Below are 23,607 nucleotides of genomic sequence, written 5' to 3'. Positions count from 1 at the left end.
TATATAGCTTATAGTGATATTGCAGTCGAGACTTGTGAACTAACTGAACGTCCCCTATGTATTTAGCGGTTGAACTCGCTTTAGTGTAGAGGGATTTTTTTACTGCCATGATGTTTTGCCGTTGAGCATAAAACAGACATCACCGGTCGAAAATGGCCCTTATCCAAGCAGTGATGCTGCACTTTACTGCGTAGCTCATCAAGGCCAATGCTTAAAAGTGTGCGAGAACATCAGCATTTCAAATGGGCTCTGCTGGAGTCTAGATGAGCTAACTATGTACCATGCAGACTCACCAACACATGAAATATTTCAATATGACTTTGATCCAAACACAGCATCAGTTAGCAATAAGCGTTCATTTGTCACAACAGAGCAAATGATTTTCCCTGATGGTTCTGAAGTCGATGCCGCTGGATATATTTGGAACGCCCGATGGGGTGGCGGCCAAGTGGTGCGTTATCGTCCCAACGGCCAAGTCTATCTTACACTGACATTACCCGTCACCAACGCAACCAGTATTGCCATCGGTGGGCCAAACATGGACTGGCTCATCATCACTAGCGCAAAGCATTCCTTAAGTGCTGAACAATTATCAAATGAGTCACAGGCAGGCGATGTATTTATTTATCAGTTAGTCGGTATAAACGGACTGCAAAGTCCTTTAGCCGAAATTTCAAAGATATTTACTTGAACGCCATCTTAGACAAGCAAATGCCAAATTGACGAGAGCATCGTAATTTACTCAACAGTCTGCCATTGGCCTATGAAGATTGGCAATATTGATACCAGTCAAAAAGAACGCGTTGCTACGTGAATAATAGAGGACTATGCCAGCCAAGACTCTAAAGAATTCACGTAGCGACGCGACACACAAGCCACTAAACTTCATTTTTCAAAACTTAAGTTGAGTAATTCCAGTTATTTAGGTGGTATTGATAACTTCAAGCAATGGATTGTTATACTTAGAACAAACCTTTACAGAGATTGATGGGCGAGGGCGGATAAGGGAGATAGTAGTAACGTAGTCATGACTCGATTTTATTTGAACTATGCAATTAAGACTTAGTCCAATTTTAGCACCTAATGAGGGAAGGCGTACCAGGATATAGCTCATCAATGTTTTATTGAGTGTGGTTCAATACAACAAGATTTTTGGGGTTTAAAGAGTATAAAGTGGCCATGCGCTGAGATTTACTAGCTTCGCAATTCGCAACAAGTTAGGGCAGTGTACCCTCGACATACACAGTTTTTGTTGTCCATCATGATTCAATCAGATGAATACAGTTTGTTACTATGTGCATAAGCTATTATTCAAGAAAAATACAGTTTTACGCTAATGCCGATAACGTCATTTATCGGCATTCTTGGAGACTCAGATAACACTATTAAACCGTTCAATGAACTCATTCTTTTCAGTTCATTTCTAAAGATTCCATGTATCAATCAGTGCATTTATAGCCGGTAAGACAAATGTATCACTTAGCCAGAGTTTAGGTCGCTTTAACATCCGCTTCGATAGAGTCATATCATATCTTCGAACTTGAAGGCTTTCTGCATAAGTAAATCTGCTTTAAAGCTGTTACTGCGCGTTTTACATGATTTCTTTCGCATATTGTTACACAAAATCTTAAAGCATTCACGTAGAGACGCGAAAATCCAATAGCTCAATGACATCTTCAATATCAGACTTTAGATGAAAATTTCAATCTAATCGAATAAGAAACCGTCCGTAATTTTTATCTGAATATCCATTTGCTAATCCTAGCTAGTCAAACAGCAAAAAAATATCAGTAGGTTAGCTTGCGGCCTAGATTCATGTTCATCATAAAGGTAAATCTCAGTCTGCCACGAAATCTCATTCTGAGTGGCCACGAACACGAACAAACGGGGGAATATAAAGAATATCAATTTCATTTAACATAATATACATTGTGCGCAGCTTTGTTTGGAAGGGATTAGGATGTCTAAATGGTTCTTCTAGTGTGACTCTTCGCAGTTCTGGCTTATCTTGAACCCTCATAAGGGATTATTTGCATGATGCAGTGTCCTTAAGTTGTTCTAGTGTGTCGTCCTGTTCGCCCAGTAACACGCAAGATTTAGCCATTAATTGCAGTTGAGCATCTTCAGGCGCTAAGCCTTTCAGTAGAAACTCGTTGATGCTTTGTATGTCATTGCGTAGCTGGATTGTGCTATTGATTAGTGACTCATCCATGATTTGGCGTCCTTATTGTGTGGATTTGCCATCGTTCTTGGTGCTGATGCGATTAACGACGTTATTGGCGTGATTGTTAAGCCAAAGCGTTTTAGTTCAAGGCCGCCAAAGTTGTTCACTACGTTGGATCTTCGACTTGTAGCTTAATTTGGACAGTAAATGGTTCGCACAAGTTTGCCGTCTTTGGATGGTGTATTGCAAATCCTTGATGTTGTATCTGGTTTTACGCGCACTTTTAAATATTGGTCTTGTTGACTATACAGAACTGCAATGCGCCCTTGCCTCCCGACTAGAATCTGGTAATTGACATCAGACGGATGAGTGAGAATAATACGCGGCAGGTTGCAGAGAAGCCTGTCCGCAAAAGATGATATCACTCTGATAAATTAATAGTGTTGCGAATCGATTTCATATCGAACCCACAGCAATCAAATAAGTTTGGCTTAGCGGAATGCCAATAAACTTAGGAGAATTGTTTGTGAAACATGCAACCGCTAACACTTTCAAACCCGCCGGTATCAATGTTGAACCTTCTGACATTGTACCCTTTGCAGCCACCGAAACACCCTCCCACAGGAAATCTCACTCAGGATCTCAGTCAACTGAGTCCTTAGGTACGTTAGCTATCCCTACTTTGTATTTGCGCTTTGCGTTACCCATGGCATTGGCCATGATGCTGAGCGGCAGCTACAACTTAGTCGACTCTTATTTTATTTTGAAATACATCGGTGCCGATGCATTGGCTGGGGTGACGATTGCCTTCCCGTTACAAATGATGATTTTTGCTTTGGCCTGCATGATAGGAAATGGTACTGCGACCTTAGTAAGCCGATTTTTAGGGGCAAACGAGTTTGATAAGGCGAGTCAAATCGCGAACACTGGTTTTGCGTTAGCCCTAGCTTGCGGCCTGATAGTGACTATCGTGTCACTCGCCCAGCTTGATCATTTATTGGCGTTTATTGGGGTAAGCTCAACACTTGCCTTAGCTGCTACAGAGTATCTACAACCCATTCTCTGTTTTAGTCTATTCACTTTTTTGTTATCTCTTAGCGGCGATTTACTCAGAGCACAAGGCAAAGTCGTGTTGATGCTGCTGGTTATCTTGTTGTCGGCGGTCATGAACATCTTGTTCGATACACTCTTTATTGCTGTTTTGGAGATGGGCGTGAGTGGTGCGGCGTGGGCAACGGTGGCGGGTCAATGTGTGAGTCTATTTATCGCTGTTGTCTATTTTGTCCCAAATAACCGCTTTGCCAGTAAACAGGTGCTTCATAAGCAAGCTACCCAGCCTATTTGTTTTAGAATGGAGCAGATAAAGCTCAATCTCACTGAGATAAAAGCGATTCTTGGCTTGGGTAGCCCAATACTATTATCATATCTTGGGATTGCCAGTGTGATCTCATCGGTAAATCATATTTTAGTCAGTCATTTAGCCAATATAGTGCCCCATACGCCAGCCGCGAATGAGGTTGCGTACATGATTAGCGCTTATGGTTTGATCGGACGCTTTAATATCTTTATCGCCCTGCCGCTTATGGCACTTACCAGCGCAGCGCAAACGATCAGTGCGTATAACTATGGGGCGATGGCATCTTCTCGGGTGTTAGCGTGTGCTAAATGGGGAATCGTCTTGACCTGCTGTTATCTGAGTTTAGTGACAATTATATTTATGGAGTTTCCTACCTCGGTTTTTGGTATTTTCACCGATGATCCCTCACTCATTGACGCTTGTATTAAGATTTCGAGTGTGCCGTTTATCGCTTTACCTTTAGCGGGGATCACAGGTATTGCGATTGCTGTGTATCAAGGCACAAATCGCCCTAAGCTTGCTTTGCTATTATCTGGGATAAAAATCTATGGTTTGTTACTGCCCCTGCTGATCCTGTTGCCTCAACTATCCTTCGCAGATATTTCATTTATCACAGGTGCATTAAACATTTATATCATGCCAAACGCTTTGGCTGAGTTGTGGATGGCCTTTCCAATCGCGGACATTTTAGCTTGTCTCTTGAGTTTATTGATCATCAGTATTTGGCCTTTCATTCAGGTGCCGCGAGCAAATCGAGTCAGTCATGGAGGTAATGCACAATGAAGTTAGCCAATATGAAAGACTCAAGCGCTATTGTATTAAATGAAAACAAAATTCGCGCTAAAAAGCTGTTCAAAGCTTGTCAGCAGGATGAGCCGTCTGCCAAGCAAAGAGTCGCGACCTTAATGGCGAAGTTGGGCATCTTACACTCAGATCTCCAGCTTAAGCATTGCCAACAAGTGATTGCACGTGAGCTAGGCTTTATCGATTTTCATCATTGCCAGCGAGTCCTGTCGGGTCAAGCCATACTCGGGGATGATTGGGGAAACTTATTCCACACTAAGCAATGCGATACGCTACTCAATCATTGGTTTACAGGTTATTTAGCCGCGCGTGATTTTAATGTACAAGCTGAAGGCACATTACTACTCCCCTTCAAGAAGCAGTTTTTTGTGGTGGAGCGGCAGGATTACTGTAATGCGCTGAATTTGCATATAATTTTTCAACAGGTGGATAACGCCGGCGAACCGACAATCCTGCGGGATCTGGTGAGTAGCTATGCTAATGCAGACTGGAGCTCCTTTGCGCTGGCCATGATCCAACACAAATTACCCAAAGTGTAATGATGGCTGAGATTGCAGTGCATCTTGAATGAGCGAATCTAGAGTTAAATAGTAAAGACTAGCAAGGTCATCAGTGCTGGCGGCCTTGTTGGTGAAATATGGTGGAGGCGCTGCGTTTCGAATCAGAAACTCAAGGCTAGAATCGCTAAAATGCAAAAAGCCGCTAAGTAATTAGCGGCTTTTTGACTTAATATGGCGGAGGAGCAGGGATTTGAACCCTGGGTGGGCTATAAACCCACGCCGGTTTTCAAGACCGGTGCATTAAACCACTCTGCCACCCCTCCGAACGAGGCGCATAATATAAGTAAGTGTGTTGACTGTAAAGCACTAACTCTTAATTATGCGTCAATTGTTGCTATTACACTCAATCCGCTGGATTTTGCTTCACATCGGCCACTATGCCGACACGTGCGGGATCTGGCTTAGTGAAATGTTTGGCAAAATCGCCCCACTCTTGTTGGCTCTTAAGTACATAGCCGACCACAACTAAGATAGCGCAACATAGAATGCCCCAGCCGATCGCCACTTCACCAAGACTTGCCCACATAGCGACTAAGCTAGATGCACCAAAGGCAATGCTGATCTGCAAGAAGTTCTGTAATCCTGCAGCCTTAGCGGCATTCTGACTAAACTGCTGTAGCGCGCTGTTAACGACTATTGGGTAAATGGCACCATTGGCCGCAGCTAAAATAGAGAAAGAAATAAGCAGTGGGAAAATCGTGCTCGCGGGATAAATCAGCGTGAACATGATGATCGAAATAACGCAGGCTGCGAAAATCGACAACAAGATATTGAGTGTTTGATGCCCGCCAATGCGTTTTATCAGTAACTTACTCGCATAACCACCGACAATAAACATAATGGTTTGCGGGATAAAGCTTAGCCCGATTTCAGTCGCTTGATAACCGTGCATCTCCATCACAATCGGCCATACAGTTAGGTAAGCAAAGAAAGCACCGGAACAGGCGCCGAAGATCACGACGTTGCCTAAATAGCGGGTGTTTTTCAAAATTTGCCCATAAGATACTGCAGCATGATCACTGTGCGTATGCTGACGCTTGCCTGGCACAAAGTACAAGGTCATCAATATCAGTAGAAAAGCGATAACACACAAAGAGATAAAGATTGCACGCCAGCCTAATTCGTTCAGAATATAAGCGCCAAGGATCGGTGCTAATGCAGGCGATAATGCAACCAATGGCATAATGTTGCTGAAAATACCTTGGGCTTTATCGGCATCATATTGTTCTACCACAATAGCTTGCCAAATAACCCCTGCGCTACAGGCGCCAATGGCTTGGAAGAAGCGCGCGGTATTGAGCATTAATATAGAATCACTGTTGGCAATAAACACGCTAGCAATGGCAAATAAAACAAGGCCAAAGATCAGTGCCCAACGTTTGCCGATTTTATTGACTAACGGGCCGTAAAGCAGCTGACCTAAGGCAAGACCCGCAAGGAAACAGGTCAGTGACATCGCCACCTGTGATGGTGTGCTGTCAAATGAGCCTTCAATTGCTTTGAAAGCAGGCAAATACATGTCAGTGGCAATAAAGCCAAGCATGCTCAACATGGCTAAATAGAATAGAAACATAAAGAACTTTATGTTTACAAAGGTGTTACTAGACGTTTTCATAAAATAATCGGGTCGGATTGACTAAAGTGTGCAGTCTAAAGACTTGTTAAATTTATTGGAAACGTTTATTTTTGACTTGTGCTATCAATTATTTTCATTGGAACGGACGTCAGCTATGCTCTCAGAACAAGCGCTAGAACTCATTGATATTGTGGCTCGTGTAGGTAGTTTCACCGCGGCGGCGAATCGGCTACATAAAGTGCCCTCTGCCGTGAGCTACGCGGTCAAGCAAATAGAAGAAGAACTCGGCGTCATTCTTTTCGAACGTCATCATCGCAGCGTAACGTTAACACCAGCGGGTGAACATTTTGTGAAGCAAGCCAGAACCTTGCTCACGCAGATGGACGAGATGAAACGTGGCACGCAGCGCGTGGCAAATGGTTGGCAACCCACCTTGTCCATAGCCCTTGATAATATCGTCCGTGCCGACAGGATCAGCGTATTAATTGCTGACTTTTATCGACACTTCCATGATATTGAATTAATTATTCGCATTGAGGTCTTTAACGGGGTTTGGGAAGCGCTCGCCACGGGTCGCAGTGATATTGCTATTGGTGCGACAACCGCAATTCCAGTCGGTGGTGTTTACCAATATAAAGACATGGGGGATATTGAGTGGGCGTTTCTTGTTAGTAAAAATCATCCCTTGGCCAGTATTGACCGCCCATTAAGTGACGATGAGCTGCGCCCTTTTCCCTCGATTTGTTTAGAAGATACTTCTCGGGAAATTCCAAAACGTATGACTTGGTTGCTCGAAAATCAACGTCGCCTCGTTGTACCCGATTGGATCCGCGCCATTAACTGTTTCCGCGAAGGTTTAGGCGTTGGTTATATGCCAGTGCATTTAGCGAGCGTGTTTATTAAAGCGGGCGCGCTGGTTGAGAAACAGCTAGAAAATCCGAAACAGACCAGCCCTTGTTGCCTCGCGTGGAATGCCGACAAGATGTCGCCCGCGCTCGCTTGGGTGCTAGAATATCTGGGCGATACTGAAAAATTGCATAAAGAGTGGCTGGCTTAAGCTTGGTTTAAACTCAATATGTTGATCTCGTCCTTATACTTGGCATTGCAATTAGCATTGGACTGTCTTTGAAATTGATATTGAACTTTGAATTGGCAGTAAGTTCAGCGGGCGTATTTATCAAGCCCATTCAGTTTTAACGCCGAATTCATGTGCTTATTGGATAAATATACGGATAGCGCCAACCTTAGCTAAACGCTTAGCACTTAAGATTGATATGTGTGGTGAGGCAAAATTTTTAAGATTAACAATTTGTTATTCATGGTTCTATGACTTTCACCCGTATCTCAGGTACGGTATCATGAATGCAGTTAAGTTCGTTTTAGGATTTTACGGGAACTTAGTGTGCTGTAAAAAATCAAAATGATCAGTTCGGAAATGTGTCAACGGAGATCAACATGACCCAAGAAACCTTATATTCGACGAGTGCGTCAACACTGGAAGTGAACAAACTTCTTAAAAACACTTATATGCTGTTGTCTATGACATTGGCCTTCTCTGCCCTGTGCGCTGGCTTGGCAATGGCATTAAATATCAGTCCATTAGTCTCCATTGGCTTATCCATTGGTGGCCTAGTGCTGTTGTTTGTAACCTTACGTAAAGCCGAATCTGCAGCGGGTATCTTCTGGGTATTTGCCTTTACGGGTATGGAAGGCGCATCTCTGGGCTACATGCTGAATCACTACGCAGGCATGGCAAACGGCCCACAGCTGATCATGCAAGCACTGGGGTTAACGTCAGTGATTTTCGTTGCCTTATCAGCCTATGCGGTGACCACTAAGAAAGATTTCTCTTTCCTACGTGGCTTCTTGTTTGCTGGCTTGATTGTGGTGATTGCCGCTGCCGTAATTAACATCTTTATGGGTAACAGCGTGGCCTTTATGGCGATTAACGCTGGTATTGCATTATTGATGACAGGTTTTATCCTGTTTGATACTAGCCGTATTGTGAACGGCGGCGAGACGAACTACATTCGCGCAACTATCTCATTATACTTAGATTTCTTAAACCTCTTCATCGCGCTGTTGCACCTAATGGGCATAGGTAATGATGACTAATCCTAGTTAGCGATTTTTAGCTTAACTTGCGTTAGAATGGCCCTACTTTTAGGGCCATTTTTTATTTTGAATGAGCAAATTTATTATCCAAGTGAACGGGCCCGCTTATGGCACGTCGGCGAGTGTTAACGCCTTACGCTTTTCCCAAGCGGCACTTTTGGCTGGGCATCAGATTATCTGTGTGTTTTTTTATCAAGACGGCGTGTATAACTCCACAGATTTAAGCTTACCCGCCTCCGATGAAAACGATGTGATCAGTGACTGGAAACAGCTCGCGCAATCCCATCAGCTCCCGTTAGTCAATTGCGTTTCAGCAGCGCTGCGCCGTGGGATTGTAAGCAAGCAAGATGCAAGCGAGAATGGCCTGAGCCACTGGAATGTGGGCGAGTCATTTATCATGGGCGGTTTAGGCGAGCTTGTCACCGGCATTGAATCGGCCGATCGTTTGATCAGTTTTTAACTCTCAGGGTGACTATGAAAAAATTGTGTATTCTATTTCGCTGTTCGCCACACGGTACTGTTCGTGGCCGCGAAGGTTTAGATCTCGCCCTGCTGAGCGCCAGCTTTGAGCAAGAAGTGAGTTTAGTGTTTGTCGATGAAGGTGTGCTGCATTTGATTAAAGATCAACAGCCTGAGCTTATCGGCGCTAAAGATTACATCTCCACCTTTAAAGCACTGCCGCTGTACGATATCGAGTCGGTATTTGTCTGTAAGCAATCCTTAGCCGACTACGGCTTAAGCCATGGCTTACTGTCAGTTCCTGTTACTGTGGTCAACGATGAGGCCATCGCTGCCCATTTAAAACAGGTGGATGAGGTCTTAGTATTCTGATGATTTTACATCATATTCAAACATCTCCCAGCCGAGATAGTGCGTTGAAACTCTGCTTACGTTACGCCTGTAAGGAGGATGCGATTCTACTATCGAGCGATGGCGTGAACGCGTTACTGCTGCGTCAATGGGCAATGGCATTATCGCCCTTCAAGCTGATGGTCTTAAAAGACGATGTCGTCGCACGCGGCCTATCTGAGCGTTTAAAGAACGTGACGCTTATCGATTACAATGAGTTTGTGGCTCAATCATTACTCCATGACAAGGTGATAACGTGGTAAATCCATTGCAATTTAATGGCGCAGAAATCGCCCGTGACCATCAAGGTTATTTAAAAGATCTCAACGATTGGCAACCAGATATGGCTTTACTATTGGCGGCAGAAGAGCAAATCGTGCTTACGCCCGCCCATTGGGAAGTGATTAACTTTGTTCGCGATTTTTATCTTGAATACAAAACGAGCCCTGCTATTCGCGTATTAGTCAAAGCTATTGGCCAAGCTTTAGGGCCAGACAAAGGCAATTCAAAATACTTATATACCTTGTTCCCTATTGGCCCAGCAAAACAAGCGACAAAAATTGCAGGCCTGCCAAAGCCAGCTAAATGCATTTAATCGTATAGGTTAAGTCATCACACTTAACTCGATATCGAACGTAAGCGTCAAATGTGAGCATTGAACATCAATGTGGCACAAACAAAAAGGCATGTTCCCTTGGGAAACATGCCTTTCTTTTTACTTGAACAAAGTTAATAGGGTTATTTGACGTTTTCTAACACAACCCAGACGGCTTTGCCTATGGTCGCCAACATCACCGCAAAAAATACTGCAATGACAGCGGTATAGGAAAGCCAACGGAGATAGCGCTGGCCTTTATCCATAGTATTATTTTGCGTTCCATTAGCCTATTTGAGTCAAGCCGCCCATGTAGGGACGCAGCACTTCTGGGATTGTGATACTACCATCGGCATTTTGATAGTTTTCTAAAATAGCCACTAAGGTACGACCCACTGCTAAACCGGAACCGTTTAAAGTATGCAGTAACGCGGGCTTATTATCTGCTTTCACGCGGTAACGTGCTTGCATACGACGGGCTTGGAAATCCTTCATGTTTGAGCAAGAAGAAATTTCACGATAAGTGTTTTGTGCCGGTAACCAGACTTCGATGTCGTAGGTTTTGCTTGAGCCAAAGCCCATATCGCCAGTACATAAAATCACAGTACGGTACGGCAGACCTAAACGTTGCAGCACGGTTTCAGCATGACCTGTTAGCGCTTCGAGCGCCGCCATTGAATCTTCAGGCTTAACGATTTGCACCATTTCTACTTTGTCGAATTGATGCTGACGGATCAGACCACGGGTATCTTTGCCGTATGAGCCCGCTTCACTGCGGAAACATGCGGTATGCGCGGTTAACTTAATCGGCAGCTCGTCTTCATCAACAATGCTATCGCGCACTAAGTTGGTCAATGGCACTTCTGCGGTTGGGATCAAGCTCAAACCCTGACCTTCTTCGGTGGCTGGCTTTGTGTGGAATAAGTCTTCACCAAACTTAGGCAGCTGACCTGTACCTAGTAAACTTTCCTCGTTAACTAGTAACGGCACATAGGCTTCGGTATAACCGTGCTCTGTGGTGTGCAAGTCCAACATGAACTGACCAATGGCGCGGTTTAAGCGGGCGACTTGGCCTTTCATCACGATGAAACGTGAGCCAGTGATTTTCACTGCATTTTTAAAATCTAAACCGTTTAAGCCTTCGCCTAAATCGATATGATCTTTAATTGGGAAATCAAACGTGCGTGGCGTGCCCCAGCGGCGAACTTCAACGTTCTCTGTTTCATCGGCACCGATTGGCGCGGATTCGTCTGGCAGGTTTGGCATTGACATGGCAATGGCATTCACTTCTTCAAGCACGGCCGCCAGTTCAATCTTTCTGGCATCCAGCTGTGAACCTAAATCGCCCACTTGCGCCATGATAGCGTCAACATCTTCACCACGGGCTTTAGCTTGGCCAATGGATTTGGAGATGGCATTACGCGACGCTTGTAATTCTTCGGTAGCCACTTGCAGTGACTTACGCTTTTCTTCTAATTGAGTGAGGTGAGCTATGTCTAAAATAAAGCCACGGGTGGCCAGTCGCTCAGCGGTAACTTCTAATTCGTTGCGCAAAAATTTAGGATCTAACATGTGATATATTCTTAATAGTTAAATGCGAGAAAAAACCAGTTGCTGACCTAAGTACACCATGAATAAACATAGACTTAGATTCAACACCACATTCAAAGTCGCCTTCAGCCAATCCCCTTCTTGCAGCAGCAATAAGGTTTCATTAGAGAAAGTCGAAAACGTTGTCAAAGCGCCCAACAGGCCGATACCGATCAGCGCTTTGAGTTCTGGGCTGATATGACTCATTTGCCCCAGTGCGTAAATTACGCCCATTAAAAATGAACCGAGGACATTAACCAACAGTGTACCAAAAGGAAAACTGCTGCCAAATACCTGGATCATGAATATTGAAATAAGATATCGAAAAACAGCCCCAATTGAACCACCTAGCGCCACAAGTAAGAGATTATTCATATCTTTTATGCTCGCTGGCTTGATATAACTGGGCTAATTGCGCCAACTTATCTTTGATTCGCTTCTCGAACCCTCGCTCAGTCGGAAAATAAAACTGCGCTGTTTGCAGGGATTCAGGGAAATAATTCTCACCACTGGCATAGGCATTGGCTTCATCGTGGGCATATCGATACCCTGCTCCCATGCCAATGTCTTTCATTAACTGAGTCGGTGCATTGCGTAAATGGTGCGGCACTTCGACTTGCCCAGTATCGCGAGCTAACTCACGGGCGGCCTTAAATGCGGTATAGACAGCGTTACTCTTAGGCGCGCTGGCAAGATAAACAATGGCTTGTGCTATTGCTCGTTCACCTTCGGCTGGGCCAACACGGTGAAAACAATCCCAGGCATTAAGCGCGATGGTCATCGCCGCAGGATCGGCATTGCCGACATCTTCAGAGGCAATTGCCAGTAAGCGCCTTGCGACATACAGCGGATCGCCGCCGCCTTCTAATATTCGACAAAACCAATACAGCGCCGCATCGGGTGCTGAACCGCGGATTGATTTATGGACGGCTGAGATTAAATCGTAAAACTGATCGCCGTTCTTATCGAATCCGGCAACTTGGTGCCCCGCCACTTGGATCAACATTTCAGTGGTAAAGGTGCCGCCATCGGCGAGCATATCGCTCATCAACTCAATAAGATTTAACGCTTTACGGGCATCACCATCACAAAGTTGCGCCAGTGTGGTGAGCACATCGGTTGGCATCACAAATTGGCGTTGGCCTAAGCCGCGCTCGGTATCGCTTAAGGCTTGAGTCACTATATGGGCAATCTCATCATGGCTTAAGCGCTTGATAAGATAAACCCGTGCCCGCGAGAGCAAGGCATTGTTGATTTCAAAGGATGGGTTTTCAGTGGTCGCACCGATAAAAATCACAGTGCCATCTTCAATAAATGGCAGAAAGGCATCCTGCTGGCTTTTATTGAATCGGTGGACTTCATCGACAAACAATAACGTGCGTTGACCACGGGATTCAGCCATGGCTTTCGCTTGCTCAATCGCCGCGCGAATGTCTTTGACGCCAGAGGTGACAGCAGAGATGCGTTCAACGTGCGCATTTGAATAATGTGCGATTAATTCGGCTAAGGTCGTTTTACCTGTGCCCGGCGGCCCCCACAACATCATGGAATGGGCGCGTCCTGCTTCTAATGCTTTGCGTACTGGTTGGCCCTCACCCAGTAAATGGGCTTGACCTATGTACTCGCCAATCGTTCTTGGCCGCATGCGTGCGGCCAAGGGACGAAAGTCGGGGGCGAAATTAAAGGATAAACTGCTCACGCTATCGCCTAGTGCGCTGTTTTACGACGTTGATCATCAACATCGACATTGTCAGGCAGCACAAAGCTGAACAGCGCTTTGTCTTTATCAGTAATCGCTTGCTGATTGCTCAAATCAAATTGGCTCAAGTTACCTTTGTCATCGGCAACATTAAAGTTGGCTAACTGGGCATTTTTGAAACACACCTTGACGGACAATATGCCCGAATCAATCGCCTTAGGTTTGATCTCATAGCAGTCTTGTTGCTTAGTGACTGAATACTGTGACCAAGTGGCATCGTCGCGGTGGACTAACAAAGCAATAGGCGAAGCATTGATTGCCTCGGCAAAATCCATGATGACCACTTCTTCGGCGAAGGGATTGTAGATCCATAAATCTTTACCATCAGCGACAATTTGCGATTCATCTGGCTGAGTTAAGTGCCAATAAAACTGATTAGGATACGCCAAGGCAAAAATACCAGAACCCGTCTGAATGATCTTTTTATTGACGTCAGTGACGGTTTGTTTGAAATCGGCTTTTAGTGAAGCAGTACCAATCAGTTTGTCTCTTAACTGCTGCGCATCATCGGCAAACACAGCCGCGCTAAATAGCAAAGGTGAAGCTAACAACACAGCGCATAATCGTTTTTTCATTTTATTCCTTACCCTGTTAAACACCTTGGGTGTATCAAAGCCACGCCTTAGCGCGGCTTAATAATGTTTTGGTGCCGGCGGCGCTAAGACTTCACGGTTACCGTTGTGGCCTTGAGCCGACACAATACCTTGGGCTTCCATCTGTTCAATAATGCGCGCTGCACGGTTATAACCAATCTTAAATTTACGCTGTACGCTTGAAATCGAGCCGCGACGAGTTTCGGTCACAAAGGCGACGGCTTCATCGTATAGTGGATCATATTCTTCATCGGTGTCTGCCGTTTCACCCGGTAGTAAGACTTGCTCACCATCGCTGGCACCATTAAGAATTTCATCGATATATTGCGGTTTACCACGGGCGCACCAATCGGCAACAACGCGGTGAACTTCATGATCGTCAACAAAGGCGCCATGGACACGGTTTGGCACCGCAGTACCCGGTGGTAGGAATAACATATCCCCCATCCCGAGTAAGGTTTCAGCGCCCTGTTGATCTAAAATGGTGCGCGAATCGATACGGGATGACACTTGGAACGCCATACGTGTCGGAATGTTGGCTTTAATCAAGCCAGTAATCACATCCACTGACGGTCTTTGGGTTGCCAGGATCAAATGTATGCCTGCGGCACGGGCCTTTTGCGCGATACGGGCAATTAACTCTTCAACTTTCTTACCGACAATCATCATCATGTCGGCAAATTCATCGACCACGACAACAATCGATGGCAGCTTATCTAATGCAGGCGCTTCAGGCTCCATACTGTCAGAAGACTTCCACATAGGATCTAAAATCACTTCGCCATTGGCCTTCGCCTCGGCAATTTTAGCGTTATAGCCCTTGATGTTACGTACGCCCATCATAGACATTAGCTTGTAGCGACGTTCCATCTCGCCCACACACCAACGCAGTGCATTGGCAGCTTCTTTCATGTCAGTAACGACTTCACAGAGCAAATGCGGAATGCCTTCATAGACAGACAATTCCAACATTTTGGGATCGATCATGATAAAGCGCACATCTTCTGGGCCCGACTTATACAGTAAGCTGGTGATCATCACGTTTACGCCCACTGACTTACCCGAACCTGTGGTACCCGCAACTAACAAATGCGGCATTTTACCAAGGTCAACCACGACTGGGTCGCCGGCGATATCTTGGCCTAACACCATAGTCAAATTGGATTTACTGTCGGTAAAGGCGGCGCAATCTAACACATCGCGCATAAACACGGTTTCACGGAACTTGTTCGGCAATTCGAGTCCGACATAAGCCTTACCCGGAATAACTTCAACCACACGCACACTTTCAGCTAGCAGTGAACGGGCTAAATCCTTCGACAGATTAGAGATTTTTGACGCTTTAACGCCAGGCGCTAATTCCAATTCGAAGCGGGTGATCACAGGTCCTGGGTATACCCCCACCACATTGGCGATGATGTTGAAATCGGCTAACTTCACTTCAACCAGACGGGCGACTTGTTCTAACTCTTCTGGGCTGATCGGGTTCTTTTTACGATCAGGCACATCAAGCAAATTGATGCTGGGTAAGGGGTCCATGGGCTTTTTCGGTGCGGGTTTATCATCTTGCCCGGGTAGCACCACTATGCCATCCACAATTTTCGCTTTTTGATCTTGCTGCTTACGCTGGGCTTGATTCACAGCGCCCGTTGAGGCTTTTGTATCAAAATCAATGACGTCATCATCGGTAAAGCCTAAGCTTTCATCATCATCTTCCGCAAAGTTTTGGCTGTTAAAAACTGGCTCATTGTCGTCGTGATCGAATGCCTGCGAATTGAAATCGGCGCTTTCTTGTTCATCATGTCTTGCATCTTGGGCTTCGGTTAACCAAGGCGGCGCTTCAAAATTGCCATGGGCGGCCAAATCATCATGATCGATTTGAGGTTCAACCCTTTGTGTATTTTTGCTTTTACTGCCATTCAAACTCAAAATTTTTGCGAGTGCCGATAGCTTGTTTTTTTGCGGCGCAGCTTCTTCAGTATTAATGCTTTCGGTAATAAACCCTTCATCTGCGGCAGTAGACAAGGTTGGGGTTATTTCGGCTCTGCGACCAATATGACGCTCACGCACCTTTGGCGTTTCAACGACTGGCGGCTTTTCAAGCACATATTGTGATTCGCGGCGCTGCTTAAACTTATCGACTACAGACATAAAACCACGGGTATCTTCGGTTTCACGCTCACGCTTCATCGCATGCGGTAATAATTTAAGTTTCTTATAAATCCAAATAGAGACTAAGCCGATTTTCTCGACCACGGTCAGCCAACTGATCCCAGTTAATAAAGTAAAACCAGAACCCAAGAAGCACAGCAACAATAAGGTAGTACCGAGTTTATTAAAATACGGCAGCATGGCTTGGCCTATGACATCACCCGCCACTCCGCCTGCCGAAAACTCGTAGATGTTGTTAGCATTCATGCTCGCCAACGCAGAAAACCCAAGGATGATCAGCAAAAATCCAATCAATCTCAGGGCCACTGAAAAGTAATCAACTTCGAGCAAATGATGGGCGCGTTTGAACAGCAGCCAGCCGGTCGACGCGACAATGATTGGCATGATGTAAGCCGTGACGCCGAAGAAATATAACAGAATATCGGCTATCCAAGCCCCTACTGCTCCGGTCCAGTTTTTAATATCGCCTTGAAAATGCGACTGACTCCAACCAGGATCAGACGGACTAAAACTCGTCAATGCGAGTAAAATATAAGTGGCGAGGACACAACAAATTATGAGTCCGCCTTCCAGCAGACGTTGCAGGCCAGTGAGCGTGCGTACACTATTTCCTTGAGACAAACGACGTAATCCATAAAAAGTGAAAACAGGTGGCCTAACGATACCAGAATCCCACTAAATGTGGAGCACATTAGCCTGTTTTTCTGTGCAGAATTGGCCATGATTGGCAAAAATTAACCTATTGGGGTGTTTAAGTGTGCTTTTGGAGAGGAATGAGTTATTACACAAACACTTCCGTTAACAACTCTGCTTAAAAATGCCACAAAAATAAGCCCCTAAGTTGGCGAACTTAAGGGCTATAACAAGGTTAGTCGTCGTAGGTGTTAAACGGGATAGTTGTGCTGACTTGAACAATAAATAAGGGGCCTAGGCCCCTTATTGTAAAACCAAACAATCAGGGTAATTTAGATATCTGAGAGTAGATGATTTATCGCTACGCGACTGGTGTGTTTAACCTCTTCCATCACGACATAAGTCCGCGTGTCGGAAACAGAAGGTAATTTCAACAAGGTTTCACCTAACAAGCGACGATAAGCCGACATATCTGAAACACGAGTTTTCAGTAAGTAGTCAAAATCGCCTGAAACCAGATGACATTCTTGAATGTCGTCGAGTAACTGCACTGCACGGTTAAACTTATCAAACACTTCGGGAGTATCACGGCTTAAGGTGATTTCCACGAATACCAGTAGGGATGCACCCAGGAAATGAGGATTGACCAATGCGGTATAGCCATTGATATAACCTTGCTTTTCGAGTCGTTTCACTCTTTCTAAACACGGAGTTGGACTAAGTCCGACTCTTTTTGATAATTCCACATTAGAAATGCGGCCATCAAGTTGTAATTCGTTAAGAATGTTGCGATCGATGCGATCCAAGTCTTTTACAGGACTCTTTTTATTATATGCCATTTATTTAACCTTGCTTTATCACTAAAACAACATTTTATTCTACGTATGCCGAAAGTTCAGCAGCATAAACTGCGTCGCCGATACTATACTAGATATCCCTGAATTAATCACGTTCAGGTCACGATAAAATAACAATTATGCCCATTAAAAGTGGGTTTTCAGGCAATTGAGGCTCAAAGATGATTATTGGTGTTCCCAAGGAAATTAAAAACCACGAATATCGTGTCGGTATGGTTCCTTCTAGTGTTCGCGAGTTAGCGATCAAAGGTCACGAAGTTTTTGTAGAAACAAATGCTGGCACAGGTATTGGTTTTTCAGATCAAGATTATATTGATGCTGGCGCCACAATTTTAGCGACTGCTGCTGAAGTTTTTGCTAAAGCGCAGATGATTGTAAAAGTAAAAGAGCCTCAAGCAGTTGAACGCGCTATGTTGCGTCACGATCAGATTTTATTTACTTATCTGCATCTTGCGCCAGATTTACCGCAAACTGAAGATTTAATTAAAAGTGGTGCCGTATGTATCGCTTACGAAACTGTGACTGACGACCGTGGTGGCCTGCCCTTACTTGCCCCTATGTCTGAAGTTGCTGGCCGTATGTCAATCCAAGCTGGTGCTATGGCATTAGAGAAATCTTCTGGTGGTCGCGGTATGTTACTGGGCGGCGTTCCAGGTGTTGAACCCGCTAAAGTCGTGATTATTGGCGGCGGTATGGTCGGTACTAACGCTGCGCAAATGGCGGTAGGCATGGGTGCTGATGTGGTTGTACTTGACCGTAGCATTGATGCGCTGCGTCGTTTAAATGTGCAATTCGGCTCTGCCGTAAAAGCCATTTACTCTACTGCTGATGCAATTGAACGTCATGTTATTGAAGCCGATCTTGTGATCGGTGGTGTACTGATCCCTGGTGCAGCAGCGCCTAAATTGGTAACCCGTAGCATGATCTCACGTATGAAGCCAGGCAGTGCCATTGTTGACGTCGCAATTGATCAAGGCGGTTGTGTTGAAACTTCACATGCAACGACTCATCAAGATCCAACTTATATCGTTGATGATGTTGTGCATTATTGCGTGGCAAACATGCCAGGTGCGGTTGCTCGCACTTCTACTTTCGCACTAAATAATGCAACGCTACCGTATATTCTTAAGTTAGCTAACTTAGGCTATAAAGAAGCGCTGTTGCAAGATAAGCACTTACTCAATGGCTTAAACGTGATGCACGGTAAAGTGGTCTGTAAGGAAGTGGCTCACGCCCTGAATTTAGAGTTCACCTCTCCAGTTGCATTATTGGCATAAGCGTTTAATTAGCTTAAGCTTTCGATGTAATATTGCATTTGCTTTACCTAGCAAGTGATCCAAATCGGCCTCAACCCTGTTGAAGCCGATTTTTTATTGGCAGAACTGAAATTAAAGCATGCGAATTGATAACATCTCGTTTATCAACATGTCTGGTGCTTTGCTTTCACTCGTCATGCCCGCCTAAGCCATTTAATTCACCGCAGTAAAGTTAAACTGACACTCTGAATACCAAAGCGCACTGACTCGATTAGCGCAATCTAAAAGAATCACCCTTCAACACTTTACCCCCACAGGTAAATTCCCTACAATCCTTGCAATTTGCTAAAGGCACGGAGATAAACATGAGCCAGATCAGACATTGTAACTTATTGATTTTGGGTTCAGGCCCAGCAGGATATACCGCAGCTGTTTATGCTGCGCGTGCGAATTTAAAACCTGTGATGATCACAGGTATGCAGCAAGGTGGTCAATTGACCACTACGACTGAAGTTGAAAACTGGCCAGGTGACGCGGATGACTTAACGGGTCCAGCGTTAATGGAACGTATGCAAAAGCATGCAGAAAAGTTCGATACTGAAATCTTGTTCGATCACATCAACGAAGTGACCTTAACCGAGCGCCCTTTCCGTTTGAAAGGCGATAACGGCGAGTACACCTGTGATGCGCTGATCATAGCAACTGGCGCTTCTGCCCGTTATTTAGGATTAGAGTCAGAAGAAGCATTCAAGGGCCGCGGCGTATCAGCCTGTGCGACCTGTGATGGTTTCTTCTATCGCAATCAAAAAGTCGCTGTGATCGGTGGCGGTAACACTGCCGTTGAAGAAGCATTGTACTTAAGCAATATTGCCGCTGAAGTGCATCTGATCCACCGCCGTGACACCTTCCGCTCAGAAAAAATTCTGATCGACCGTCTGATGGACAAAGTTGCCAATGGCAACATCATCCTTCACTTAGATCAAACCATGGATGAAGTGGTTGGTGATGCTATGGGGGTGAACGGCCTGAAGATGAAGAGCACTAAAGATGGCTCGATCACTGACTTAGCCGTTGCTGGTGTGTTCGTCGCCATTGGTCACAGCCCTAATACCGGTATTTTTGAAGGCCAGTTGGAAATGAACCACGGTTATTTAAAAGTACAGAGCGGTTTGCAAGGTAACGCCACGCAAACCAGTATCGAAGGTGTTTATGCTTGTGGTGATGTGATGGACCAACATTATCGTCAAGCGATTACTTCTGCGGGCACAGGTTGTATGGCCGCACTCGATGCAGAGCGTTATTTAGACGCTAAAAAGTAACTAGACTCGATTTTTCAACGAATAGCAGGCTTAGCCTGCTATTTTTTTAGTCCAAAATCCTTAAGCGATTACAAAAATTTTGTGAGCTTGCCAATCAGTACTGTTCACGCGTGTTCGTGTCTTTGCTTCACGATGCTTAATCTTGTATCAGTTAGATAAGCGCTTATAAGTGTTTAAGTAAATAACATCATTGGGTTAAGTCAAAAATGGCGCACAAAAAAAGGGACCAAATGGTCCCTTCTCTACAGCAACAAACTAATTTCTTAGTTTAACGCTTCTTTTGCTTTTTCAACTAAAGTTGCAAATACAACTTTGTCGAATACAGCGATGTCAGCCAAAATCTTACGATCGATTTCGATAGACGCCTTTTTCAGACCGTTGATGAAACGGCTGTAAGACAGACCATTTTGACGAGCGGCAGCATTAATACGTGCAATCCAAAGTTGACGGAATTGACGTTTTTTCTGACGACGGTCACGGTAAGCATATTGACCAGCTTTAGTTACTGCTTGAACAGCAACACGGTAAGTACGGCTACGAGCGCCATAATAACCTTTAGCTAGTTTTAAAACTTTCTTGTGACGAGCACGAGCGGTTACACCACGCTTAACTCTTGGCATTTTCTAAACTCCTAAATTAAGCGTAAGGTAATTGACGCGCGATTGCTGGAACGTCAGCTTTTGATACTAAACATTTGGCACGTAAGTGACGTTTACGTTTAGTGCTTTTTTTCGTCAAAATGTGACGTAAGTGTGCTTGCTTGCGCTTGAAACCATTAGCGGTTTTCTTAAAACGCTTCGCTACACCCTTGTCTGTTTTCATTTTAGGCATTTCTAAAACTCCGCATTGGGATGTTTAATAAAAAGCAAGGCGAGCAAAGGCCATAGACCTTTGCTACTTTAAGTTTTGCCCTACTTATTTCTTTTTAGGCGCTAGCACCATAATTGCTTGTCGGCCTTCCATTTTCGGGAAAGATTCAACAACCGCATACTCGTCCAAATCAGCCTTGATACGGTTCAATAGATCCATACCCAGGTTTTGGTGTGCCATTTCGCGACCTCGGAAACGTAGCGTAATCTTCGCTTTGTCCCCGTCTTCCAGAAAACGTATCAGGTTGCGTAGTTTTACCTGATAGTCGTTTTCGTCAGTTCCAGGACGGAATTTAATTTCCTTGACCTGAACCTGCTTTTGCTTCTTCTTTTGTTCCTTGGCTGACTTAGCCTTATCAAAAAGGAACTTACCGTAGTCCATAATGCGACATACTGGAGGTTCAGCATTTGGGCTGATTTCTACCAGGTCTACACCTGCTTCATCTGCCAAATTCTGAGCATCTCTGATGCTTACCACACCAATAGCTTCACCATCAATGCCTGTTAAACGTACTTCTGGTACGCCTGTGATTTCTTCATTGATTCTATTAGGGGCCGGCTGACGCCCTGCTGTTTTTTTGATCTTTATGACCTATTCCTCCAACAATTTGAGACTACGGAGCGAAATCTGTTGATGGATTTTAGTGGCGAAATCTTCAAGTCGCATCTTACCTAAATCGATACCATCACGGGTACGCACCGCTACTTCCTTATTTTCCATTTCTTGATCGCCAACGACCAACAAATAAGGGACACGCCTTAAGGTGTGCTCGCGTATTTTAAAGCCTATTTTCTCATTCCTCAAGTCAAAAGACGCTCGAATACCTTGTTCTTTGAAGAATTTTACGACTTCTTCAACATAATCAGCCTGTTTATCGGTGATATTCATCACGACAACTTGCATTGGGGCTAACCAAGTTGGGAAACGTCCTGCATATTCTTCTATCAAGATACCCAAGAATCGTTCCAAAGAGCCTAAAATAGCACGATGGATCATCACTGGGGTCTGACGGCTGTTATCTTCGGCAACATAAGTTGCACCAAGACGGCTTGGCAACGCATAATCGAGCTGCACAGTACCACATTGCCACGCTCGGTCCAAACAATCGTGTAAAGTAAATTCGATTTTTGGTCCGTAGAACGCGCCTTCACCTGGCAAAATAGTGAATTCAATATTATTGTCACGCAGCGCTTGCTTAAGTGCTTCTTCCGCTCTGTCCCACATTGCATCGTCACCGATACGTTTTTCAGGACGAGTCGACAGTTTTACCACGATATTTTCAAAGCCGAAGGTGGCGTATGTATCGTAAACCATCTGGATACAGGCACTCACTTCTTCTTGAACTTGGCTATCAGTACAGAAAATATGCGCGTCGTCTTGGGTAAAGCCGCGTACGCGCATTAATCCGTGCAAAGAACCAGAAGGTTCATTACGGTGACAGCAACCAAATTCAGCCATACGTAATGGCAGGTCGCGGTAAGATTTCAACCCTTGGTTGAAGATCTGCACGTGGCCTGGGCAGTTCATTGGCTTGATGGCGTATTCGCGGTTTTCGCTGCTAGTCGTGAACATGGCTTCTGAGTATTTATCCCAGTGACCAGAACGTTCCCATAGCACACGGTCCATCATCAATGGGCCTTTTACTTCTTGGTAAGTGTATTGGTTTAACTTACGGCGAATGAATCTTTCCAATTCGAGGAAGATACTCCAACCGTCGTTATGCCAGAACACCATACCCGGTGCTTCTTCTTGCATGTGGTACAAGTCGAGCTGCTTACCGATTTTACGGTGATCACGCTTAGCCGCTTCTTCAAGACGGGTTAAGTGTGTGCTCAAGGCTTTTTTGTCTGCCCAAGCGGTACCATAGATACGTTGCAACATCTTGTTTTCTGAGTTACCACGCCAATAAGCGCCGGCAATGCTCATTAATTTAAAATGTTGGCAAAAACGCATGTTCGGTACGTGCGGTCCACGACACATGTCCGTATATTCTTCGTGATGATACAGCGCAGGCGTTGCATCTTTGCTGATGTTTTCATCCAGAATGGCAATCTTGTAATCTTCGCCACGCGCAGCGAATGCATCGCGCGCTTCTTGCCAGCTAACCACACGTTTAACTACGTCATAGTTAGTTTTGGCCAGTTGAAGCATGCGCTTTTCTAACGCGTCGATGTCATCTTGAGTCAACTTATGCTCAAGGTCGATATCATAGTAGAAGCCGTTATCAATAACAGGACCAATCGCCATCTTGGTTTCTGGCCACATTTGCTTAATCGCGTGACCTAATAAATGCGCGCAAGAATGGCGAAGAATTTCAACACCTTCTTCGTCTTTGGCGGTAATGATTGATAGTTCTGCATCGGTTTCAATAAGATCGCAAGCATCTTTTAATTCGCCATTAACGCGGCCAGCGATACAAGCTTTCGCTAAACCTGGGCCAATATCGGCGGCAACATCGAGGGTTGATACAGCATGGGCAAACTCGCGTTTGCTACCATCGGGAAGTGTAATTACAGGCATGAAATGTCCTTTCCAGTG

At 44.9% G+C, this 23,607-nt stretch carries 24 protein-coding genes and 1 tRNA gene; 11 read left to right on the top strand and 14 right to left on the bottom strand.

All coding sequences use genetic code 11. The annotated features are described in order from the left end of the window. Window positions 1–121 precede the first annotated feature (121 nt). Window positions 122–691, top strand: coding sequence for an SMP-30/gluconolactonase/LRE family protein (locus tag NE536_RS09630; RefSeq protein WP_261272556.1), 570 nt, complete (start codon window positions 122–124; stop codon window positions 689–691). Between the two features lie 1,335 nt (window positions 692–2,026). On the opposite strand, the gene NE536_RS09625 is transcribed toward NE536_RS09630, so the two are convergent. Then, window positions 2,027–2,212, bottom strand: a complete 186-nt coding sequence (locus NE536_RS09625; RefSeq protein WP_261272555.1) for a hypothetical protein — start codon at window positions 2,210–2,212, stop codon at window positions 2,027–2,029. A gap of 478 nt (window positions 2,213–2,690) precedes the next feature. Between NE536_RS09625 and NE536_RS09620 the strand changes: the two genes are divergently transcribed. Together NE536_RS09620 and NE536_RS09615 are read left to right on the top strand one after the other, a co-directional pair. Continuing rightward, window positions 2,691–4,304 (top strand): MATE family efflux transporter, encoded by a 1,614-nt coding sequence (locus tag NE536_RS09620; protein WP_261272554.1) that lies wholly within the window; start codon window positions 2,691–2,693, stop codon window positions 4,302–4,304. Continuing rightward, window positions 4,301–4,864 carry a hypothetical protein gene (locus NE536_RS09615; RefSeq protein ID WP_261272553.1) on the top strand — a complete coding sequence of 188 codons (564 nt, stop codon included), beginning with the start codon at window positions 4,301–4,303 and terminating at the stop codon, window positions 4,862–4,864. The genes NE536_RS09620 and NE536_RS09615 overlap by 4 nt, the downstream gene beginning before the upstream one ends. 193 nt (window positions 4,865–5,057) lie before the next feature. Here NE536_RS09615 and NE536_RS09610 read toward each other — a convergent pair. Together NE536_RS09610 and punC are read right to left on the bottom strand one after the other, a co-directional pair. Then, a tRNA-Ser gene (locus NE536_RS09610) sits at window positions 5,058–5,148 on the bottom strand. Between the two features lie 80 nt (window positions 5,149–5,228). Beyond that, a complete protein-coding gene (gene punC / locus NE536_RS09605; RefSeq protein WP_261272552.1) occupies window positions 5,229–6,500 on the bottom strand; it encodes a purine nucleoside transporter PunC in 1,272 nt (423 codons plus the stop codon). A 115-nt stretch (window positions 6,501–6,615) separates the two neighbouring features. Between punC and punR the strand changes: the two genes are divergently transcribed. The 6 genes from punR (at window position 6,616) to NE536_RS09575 (ending at window position 10,020) form a co-directional block, all read left to right on the top strand. Beyond that, window positions 6,616–7,518, top strand: a complete 903-nt coding sequence (punR, locus tag NE536_RS09600) for a DNA-binding transcriptional activator PunR (RefSeq protein ID WP_028759950.1) — start codon at window positions 6,616–6,618, stop codon at window positions 7,516–7,518. A 398-nt stretch (window positions 7,519–7,916) separates the two neighbouring features. Then, complete coding sequence (locus NE536_RS09595) at window positions 7,917–8,576, top strand: Bax inhibitor-1/YccA family protein (protein ID WP_261272551.1); 660 nt, start codon at window positions 7,917–7,919, stop codon at window positions 8,574–8,576. Window positions 8,577–8,646: 70 nt separating this feature from the next. Beyond that, window positions 8,647–9,036 (top strand): sulfurtransferase complex subunit TusD, encoded by a 390-nt coding sequence (gene tusD / locus NE536_RS09590; protein ID WP_012089235.1) that lies wholly within the window; start codon window positions 8,647–8,649, stop codon window positions 9,034–9,036. 14 nt (window positions 9,037–9,050) lie between these two features. Continuing rightward, window positions 9,051–9,407 carry a sulfurtransferase complex subunit TusC gene (tusC, locus tag NE536_RS09585; protein WP_063882974.1) on the top strand — a complete coding sequence of 119 codons (357 nt, stop codon included), beginning with the start codon at window positions 9,051–9,053 and terminating at the stop codon, window positions 9,405–9,407. Continuing rightward, window positions 9,407–9,688, top strand: a complete 282-nt coding sequence (tusB, locus tag NE536_RS09580) for a sulfurtransferase complex subunit TusB (RefSeq protein WP_006081641.1) — start codon at window positions 9,407–9,409, stop codon at window positions 9,686–9,688. Before tusC ends, tusB begins: the two co-directional genes overlap by 1 nt. Next, window positions 9,682–10,020: a TusE/DsrC/DsvC family sulfur relay protein gene (locus NE536_RS09575; protein ID WP_006081642.1), complete on the top strand. Its 339-nt coding sequence runs from the start codon at window positions 9,682–9,684 to the stop codon at window positions 10,018–10,020. Before tusB ends, NE536_RS09575 begins: the two co-directional genes overlap by 7 nt. A 143-nt stretch (window positions 10,021–10,163) precedes the next feature. Here the strand turns inward: NE536_RS09575 and NE536_RS09570 are convergent, their stop codons facing one another. The 7 genes from NE536_RS09570 to lrp all read right to left on the bottom strand — a co-directional run bounded on the left by NE536_RS09570 (window position 10,164) and on the right by lrp (window position 17,606). Then, window positions 10,164–10,286: a hypothetical protein gene (locus NE536_RS09570; RefSeq protein ID WP_006081643.1), complete on the bottom strand. Its 123-nt coding sequence runs from the start codon at window positions 10,284–10,286 to the stop codon at window positions 10,164–10,166. A 19-nt stretch (window positions 10,287–10,305) separates the two neighbouring features. Further along, the gene (serS, locus tag NE536_RS09565; protein ID WP_261272550.1) at window positions 10,306–11,592 is read right to left on the bottom strand and encodes a serine--tRNA ligase; all 1,287 of its coding nucleotides are present in this window, start codon (window positions 11,590–11,592) and stop codon (window positions 10,306–10,308) included. Window positions 11,593–11,610: 18 nt separating this feature from the next. Then, on the bottom strand, window positions 11,611–11,985 hold the full coding sequence (gene crcB, locus NE536_RS09560) for a fluoride efflux transporter CrcB (protein WP_006081645.1): 375 nt from the start codon (window positions 11,983–11,985) through the stop codon (window positions 11,611–11,613). After that, window positions 11,978–13,309 carry a replication-associated recombination protein A gene (locus tag NE536_RS09555; RefSeq protein WP_261272549.1) on the bottom strand — a complete coding sequence of 444 codons (1,332 nt, stop codon included), beginning with the start codon at window positions 13,307–13,309 and terminating at the stop codon, window positions 11,978–11,980. Before NE536_RS09555 ends, crcB begins: the two co-directional genes overlap by 8 nt. Before the next feature lie 8 nt (window positions 13,310–13,317). Then, entirely contained in the window at window positions 13,318–13,944 is a 627-nt protein-coding gene (gene lolA / locus NE536_RS09550) for an outer membrane lipoprotein periplasmic chaperone LolA (protein WP_259509825.1), read from the bottom strand. 57 nt (window positions 13,945–14,001) lie between these two features. After that, entirely contained in the window at window positions 14,002–16,755 is a 2,754-nt protein-coding gene (locus NE536_RS09545; RefSeq protein WP_261272548.1) for a DNA translocase FtsK, read from the bottom strand. 344 nt (window positions 16,756–17,099) lie between these two features. Further along, window positions 17,100–17,606, bottom strand: a complete 507-nt coding sequence (lrp, locus tag NE536_RS09540; RefSeq protein WP_006081649.1) for a leucine-responsive transcriptional regulator Lrp — start codon at window positions 17,604–17,606, stop codon at window positions 17,100–17,102. Between the two features lie 179 nt (window positions 17,607–17,785). Between lrp and ald the strand changes: the two genes are divergently transcribed. Next, window positions 17,786–18,901 carry an alanine dehydrogenase gene (gene ald / locus NE536_RS09535; RefSeq protein ID WP_261272547.1) on the top strand — a complete coding sequence of 372 codons (1,116 nt, stop codon included), beginning with the start codon at window positions 17,786–17,788 and terminating at the stop codon, window positions 18,899–18,901. Between the two features lie 344 nt (window positions 18,902–19,245). Then, window positions 19,246–20,199 (top strand): thioredoxin-disulfide reductase, encoded by a 954-nt coding sequence (gene trxB, locus NE536_RS09530; protein WP_261272546.1) that lies wholly within the window; start codon window positions 19,246–19,248, stop codon window positions 20,197–20,199. A 263-nt stretch (window positions 20,200–20,462) separates the two neighbouring features. Here trxB and rplT read toward each other — a convergent pair whose 3' ends face one another. The 4 genes from rplT to thrS form a co-directional block, all read right to left on the bottom strand. Next, complete coding sequence (gene rplT, locus NE536_RS09525) at window positions 20,463–20,819, bottom strand: 50S ribosomal protein L20 (RefSeq protein ID WP_006081652.1); 357 nt, start codon at window positions 20,817–20,819, stop codon at window positions 20,463–20,465. 16 nt (window positions 20,820–20,835) lie between these two features. After that, window positions 20,836–21,030: a 50S ribosomal protein L35 gene (gene rpmI, locus NE536_RS09520; protein ID WP_006081653.1), complete on the bottom strand. Its 195-nt coding sequence runs from the start codon at window positions 21,028–21,030 to the stop codon at window positions 20,836–20,838. A gap of 84 nt (window positions 21,031–21,114) precedes the next feature. Beyond that, window positions 21,115–21,657, bottom strand: a complete 543-nt coding sequence (gene infC, locus NE536_RS09515) for a translation initiation factor IF-3 (RefSeq protein WP_012089240.1) — start codon at window positions 21,655–21,657, stop codon at window positions 21,115–21,117. Window positions 21,658–21,660: 3 nt separating this feature from the next. Further along, on the bottom strand, window positions 21,661–23,589 hold the full coding sequence (gene thrS, locus NE536_RS09510) for a threonine--tRNA ligase (RefSeq protein WP_012197181.1): 1,929 nt from the start codon (window positions 23,587–23,589) through the stop codon (window positions 21,661–21,663). Window positions 23,590–23,607: the final 18 nt, after the last annotated feature.

Origin of the sequence: Shewanella septentrionalis (genome assembly GCF_025370265.1) — a bacterium.
In the GTDB taxonomy this organism is placed as follows: domain Bacteria; phylum Pseudomonadota; class Gammaproteobacteria; order Enterobacterales; family Shewanellaceae; genus Shewanella; species Shewanella hafniensis.
The sequence above is the reverse complement of the archived record's forward strand: the minus strand, read 5'-3'. Positions and strand labels throughout refer to the sequence as shown.

Coding starts and splice junctions, on each gene's coding strand:
- NE536_RS09625 (WP_261272555.1), bottom strand. CDS start 2,212: ATGGATGAGTCACTAATCAATAGCACAATCCAGCTACGCAATGACATA.
- NE536_RS09615 (WP_261272553.1), top strand. CDS start 4,301: ATGAAGTTAGCCAATATGAAAGACTCAAGCGCTATTGTATTAAATGAA.
- punC (WP_261272552.1), bottom strand. CDS start 6,500: ATGAAAACGTCTAGTAACACCTTTGTAAACATAAAGTTCTTTATGTTT.
- punR (WP_028759950.1), top strand. CDS start 6,616: ATGCTCTCAGAACAAGCGCTAGAACTCATTGATATTGTGGCTCGTGTA.
- NE536_RS09595 (WP_261272551.1), top strand. CDS start 7,917: ATGACCCAAGAAACCTTATATTCGACGAGTGCGTCAACACTGGAAGTG.
- tusD (WP_012089235.1), top strand. CDS start 8,647: ATGAGCAAATTTATTATCCAAGTGAACGGGCCCGCTTATGGCACGTCG.
- tusC (WP_063882974.1), top strand. CDS start 9,051: ATGAAAAAATTGTGTATTCTATTTCGCTGTTCGCCACACGGTACTGTT.
- tusB (WP_006081641.1), top strand. CDS start 9,407: ATGATTTTACATCATATTCAAACATCTCCCAGCCGAGATAGTGCGTTG.
- NE536_RS09570 (WP_006081643.1), bottom strand. CDS start 10,286: ATGGATAAAGGCCAGCGCTATCTCCGTTGGCTTTCCTATACCGCTGTC.
- serS (WP_261272550.1), bottom strand. CDS start 11,592: ATGTTAGATCCTAAATTTTTGCGCAACGAATTAGAAGTTACCGCTGAG.
- crcB (WP_006081645.1), bottom strand. CDS start 11,985: ATGAATAATCTCTTACTTGTGGCGCTAGGTGGTTCAATTGGGGCTGTT.
- lolA (WP_259509825.1), bottom strand. CDS start 13,944: ATGAAAAAACGATTATGCGCTGTGTTGTTAGCTTCACCTTTGCTATTT.
- lrp (WP_006081649.1), bottom strand. CDS start 17,606: ATGGCATATAATAAAAAGAGTCCTGTAAAAGACTTGGATCGCATCGAT.
- ald (WP_261272547.1), top strand. CDS start 17,786: ATGATTATTGGTGTTCCCAAGGAAATTAAAAACCACGAATATCGTGTC.
- trxB (WP_261272546.1), top strand. CDS start 19,246: ATGAGCCAGATCAGACATTGTAACTTATTGATTTTGGGTTCAGGCCCA.
- rplT (WP_006081652.1), bottom strand. CDS start 20,819: ATGCCAAGAGTTAAGCGTGGTGTAACCGCTCGTGCTCGTCACAAGAAA.
- rpmI (WP_006081653.1), bottom strand. CDS start 21,030: ATGCCTAAAATGAAAACAGACAAGGGTGTAGCGAAGCGTTTTAAGAAA.
- thrS (WP_012197181.1), bottom strand. CDS start 23,589: ATGCCTGTAATTACACTTCCCGATGGTAGCAAACGCGAGTTTGCCCAT.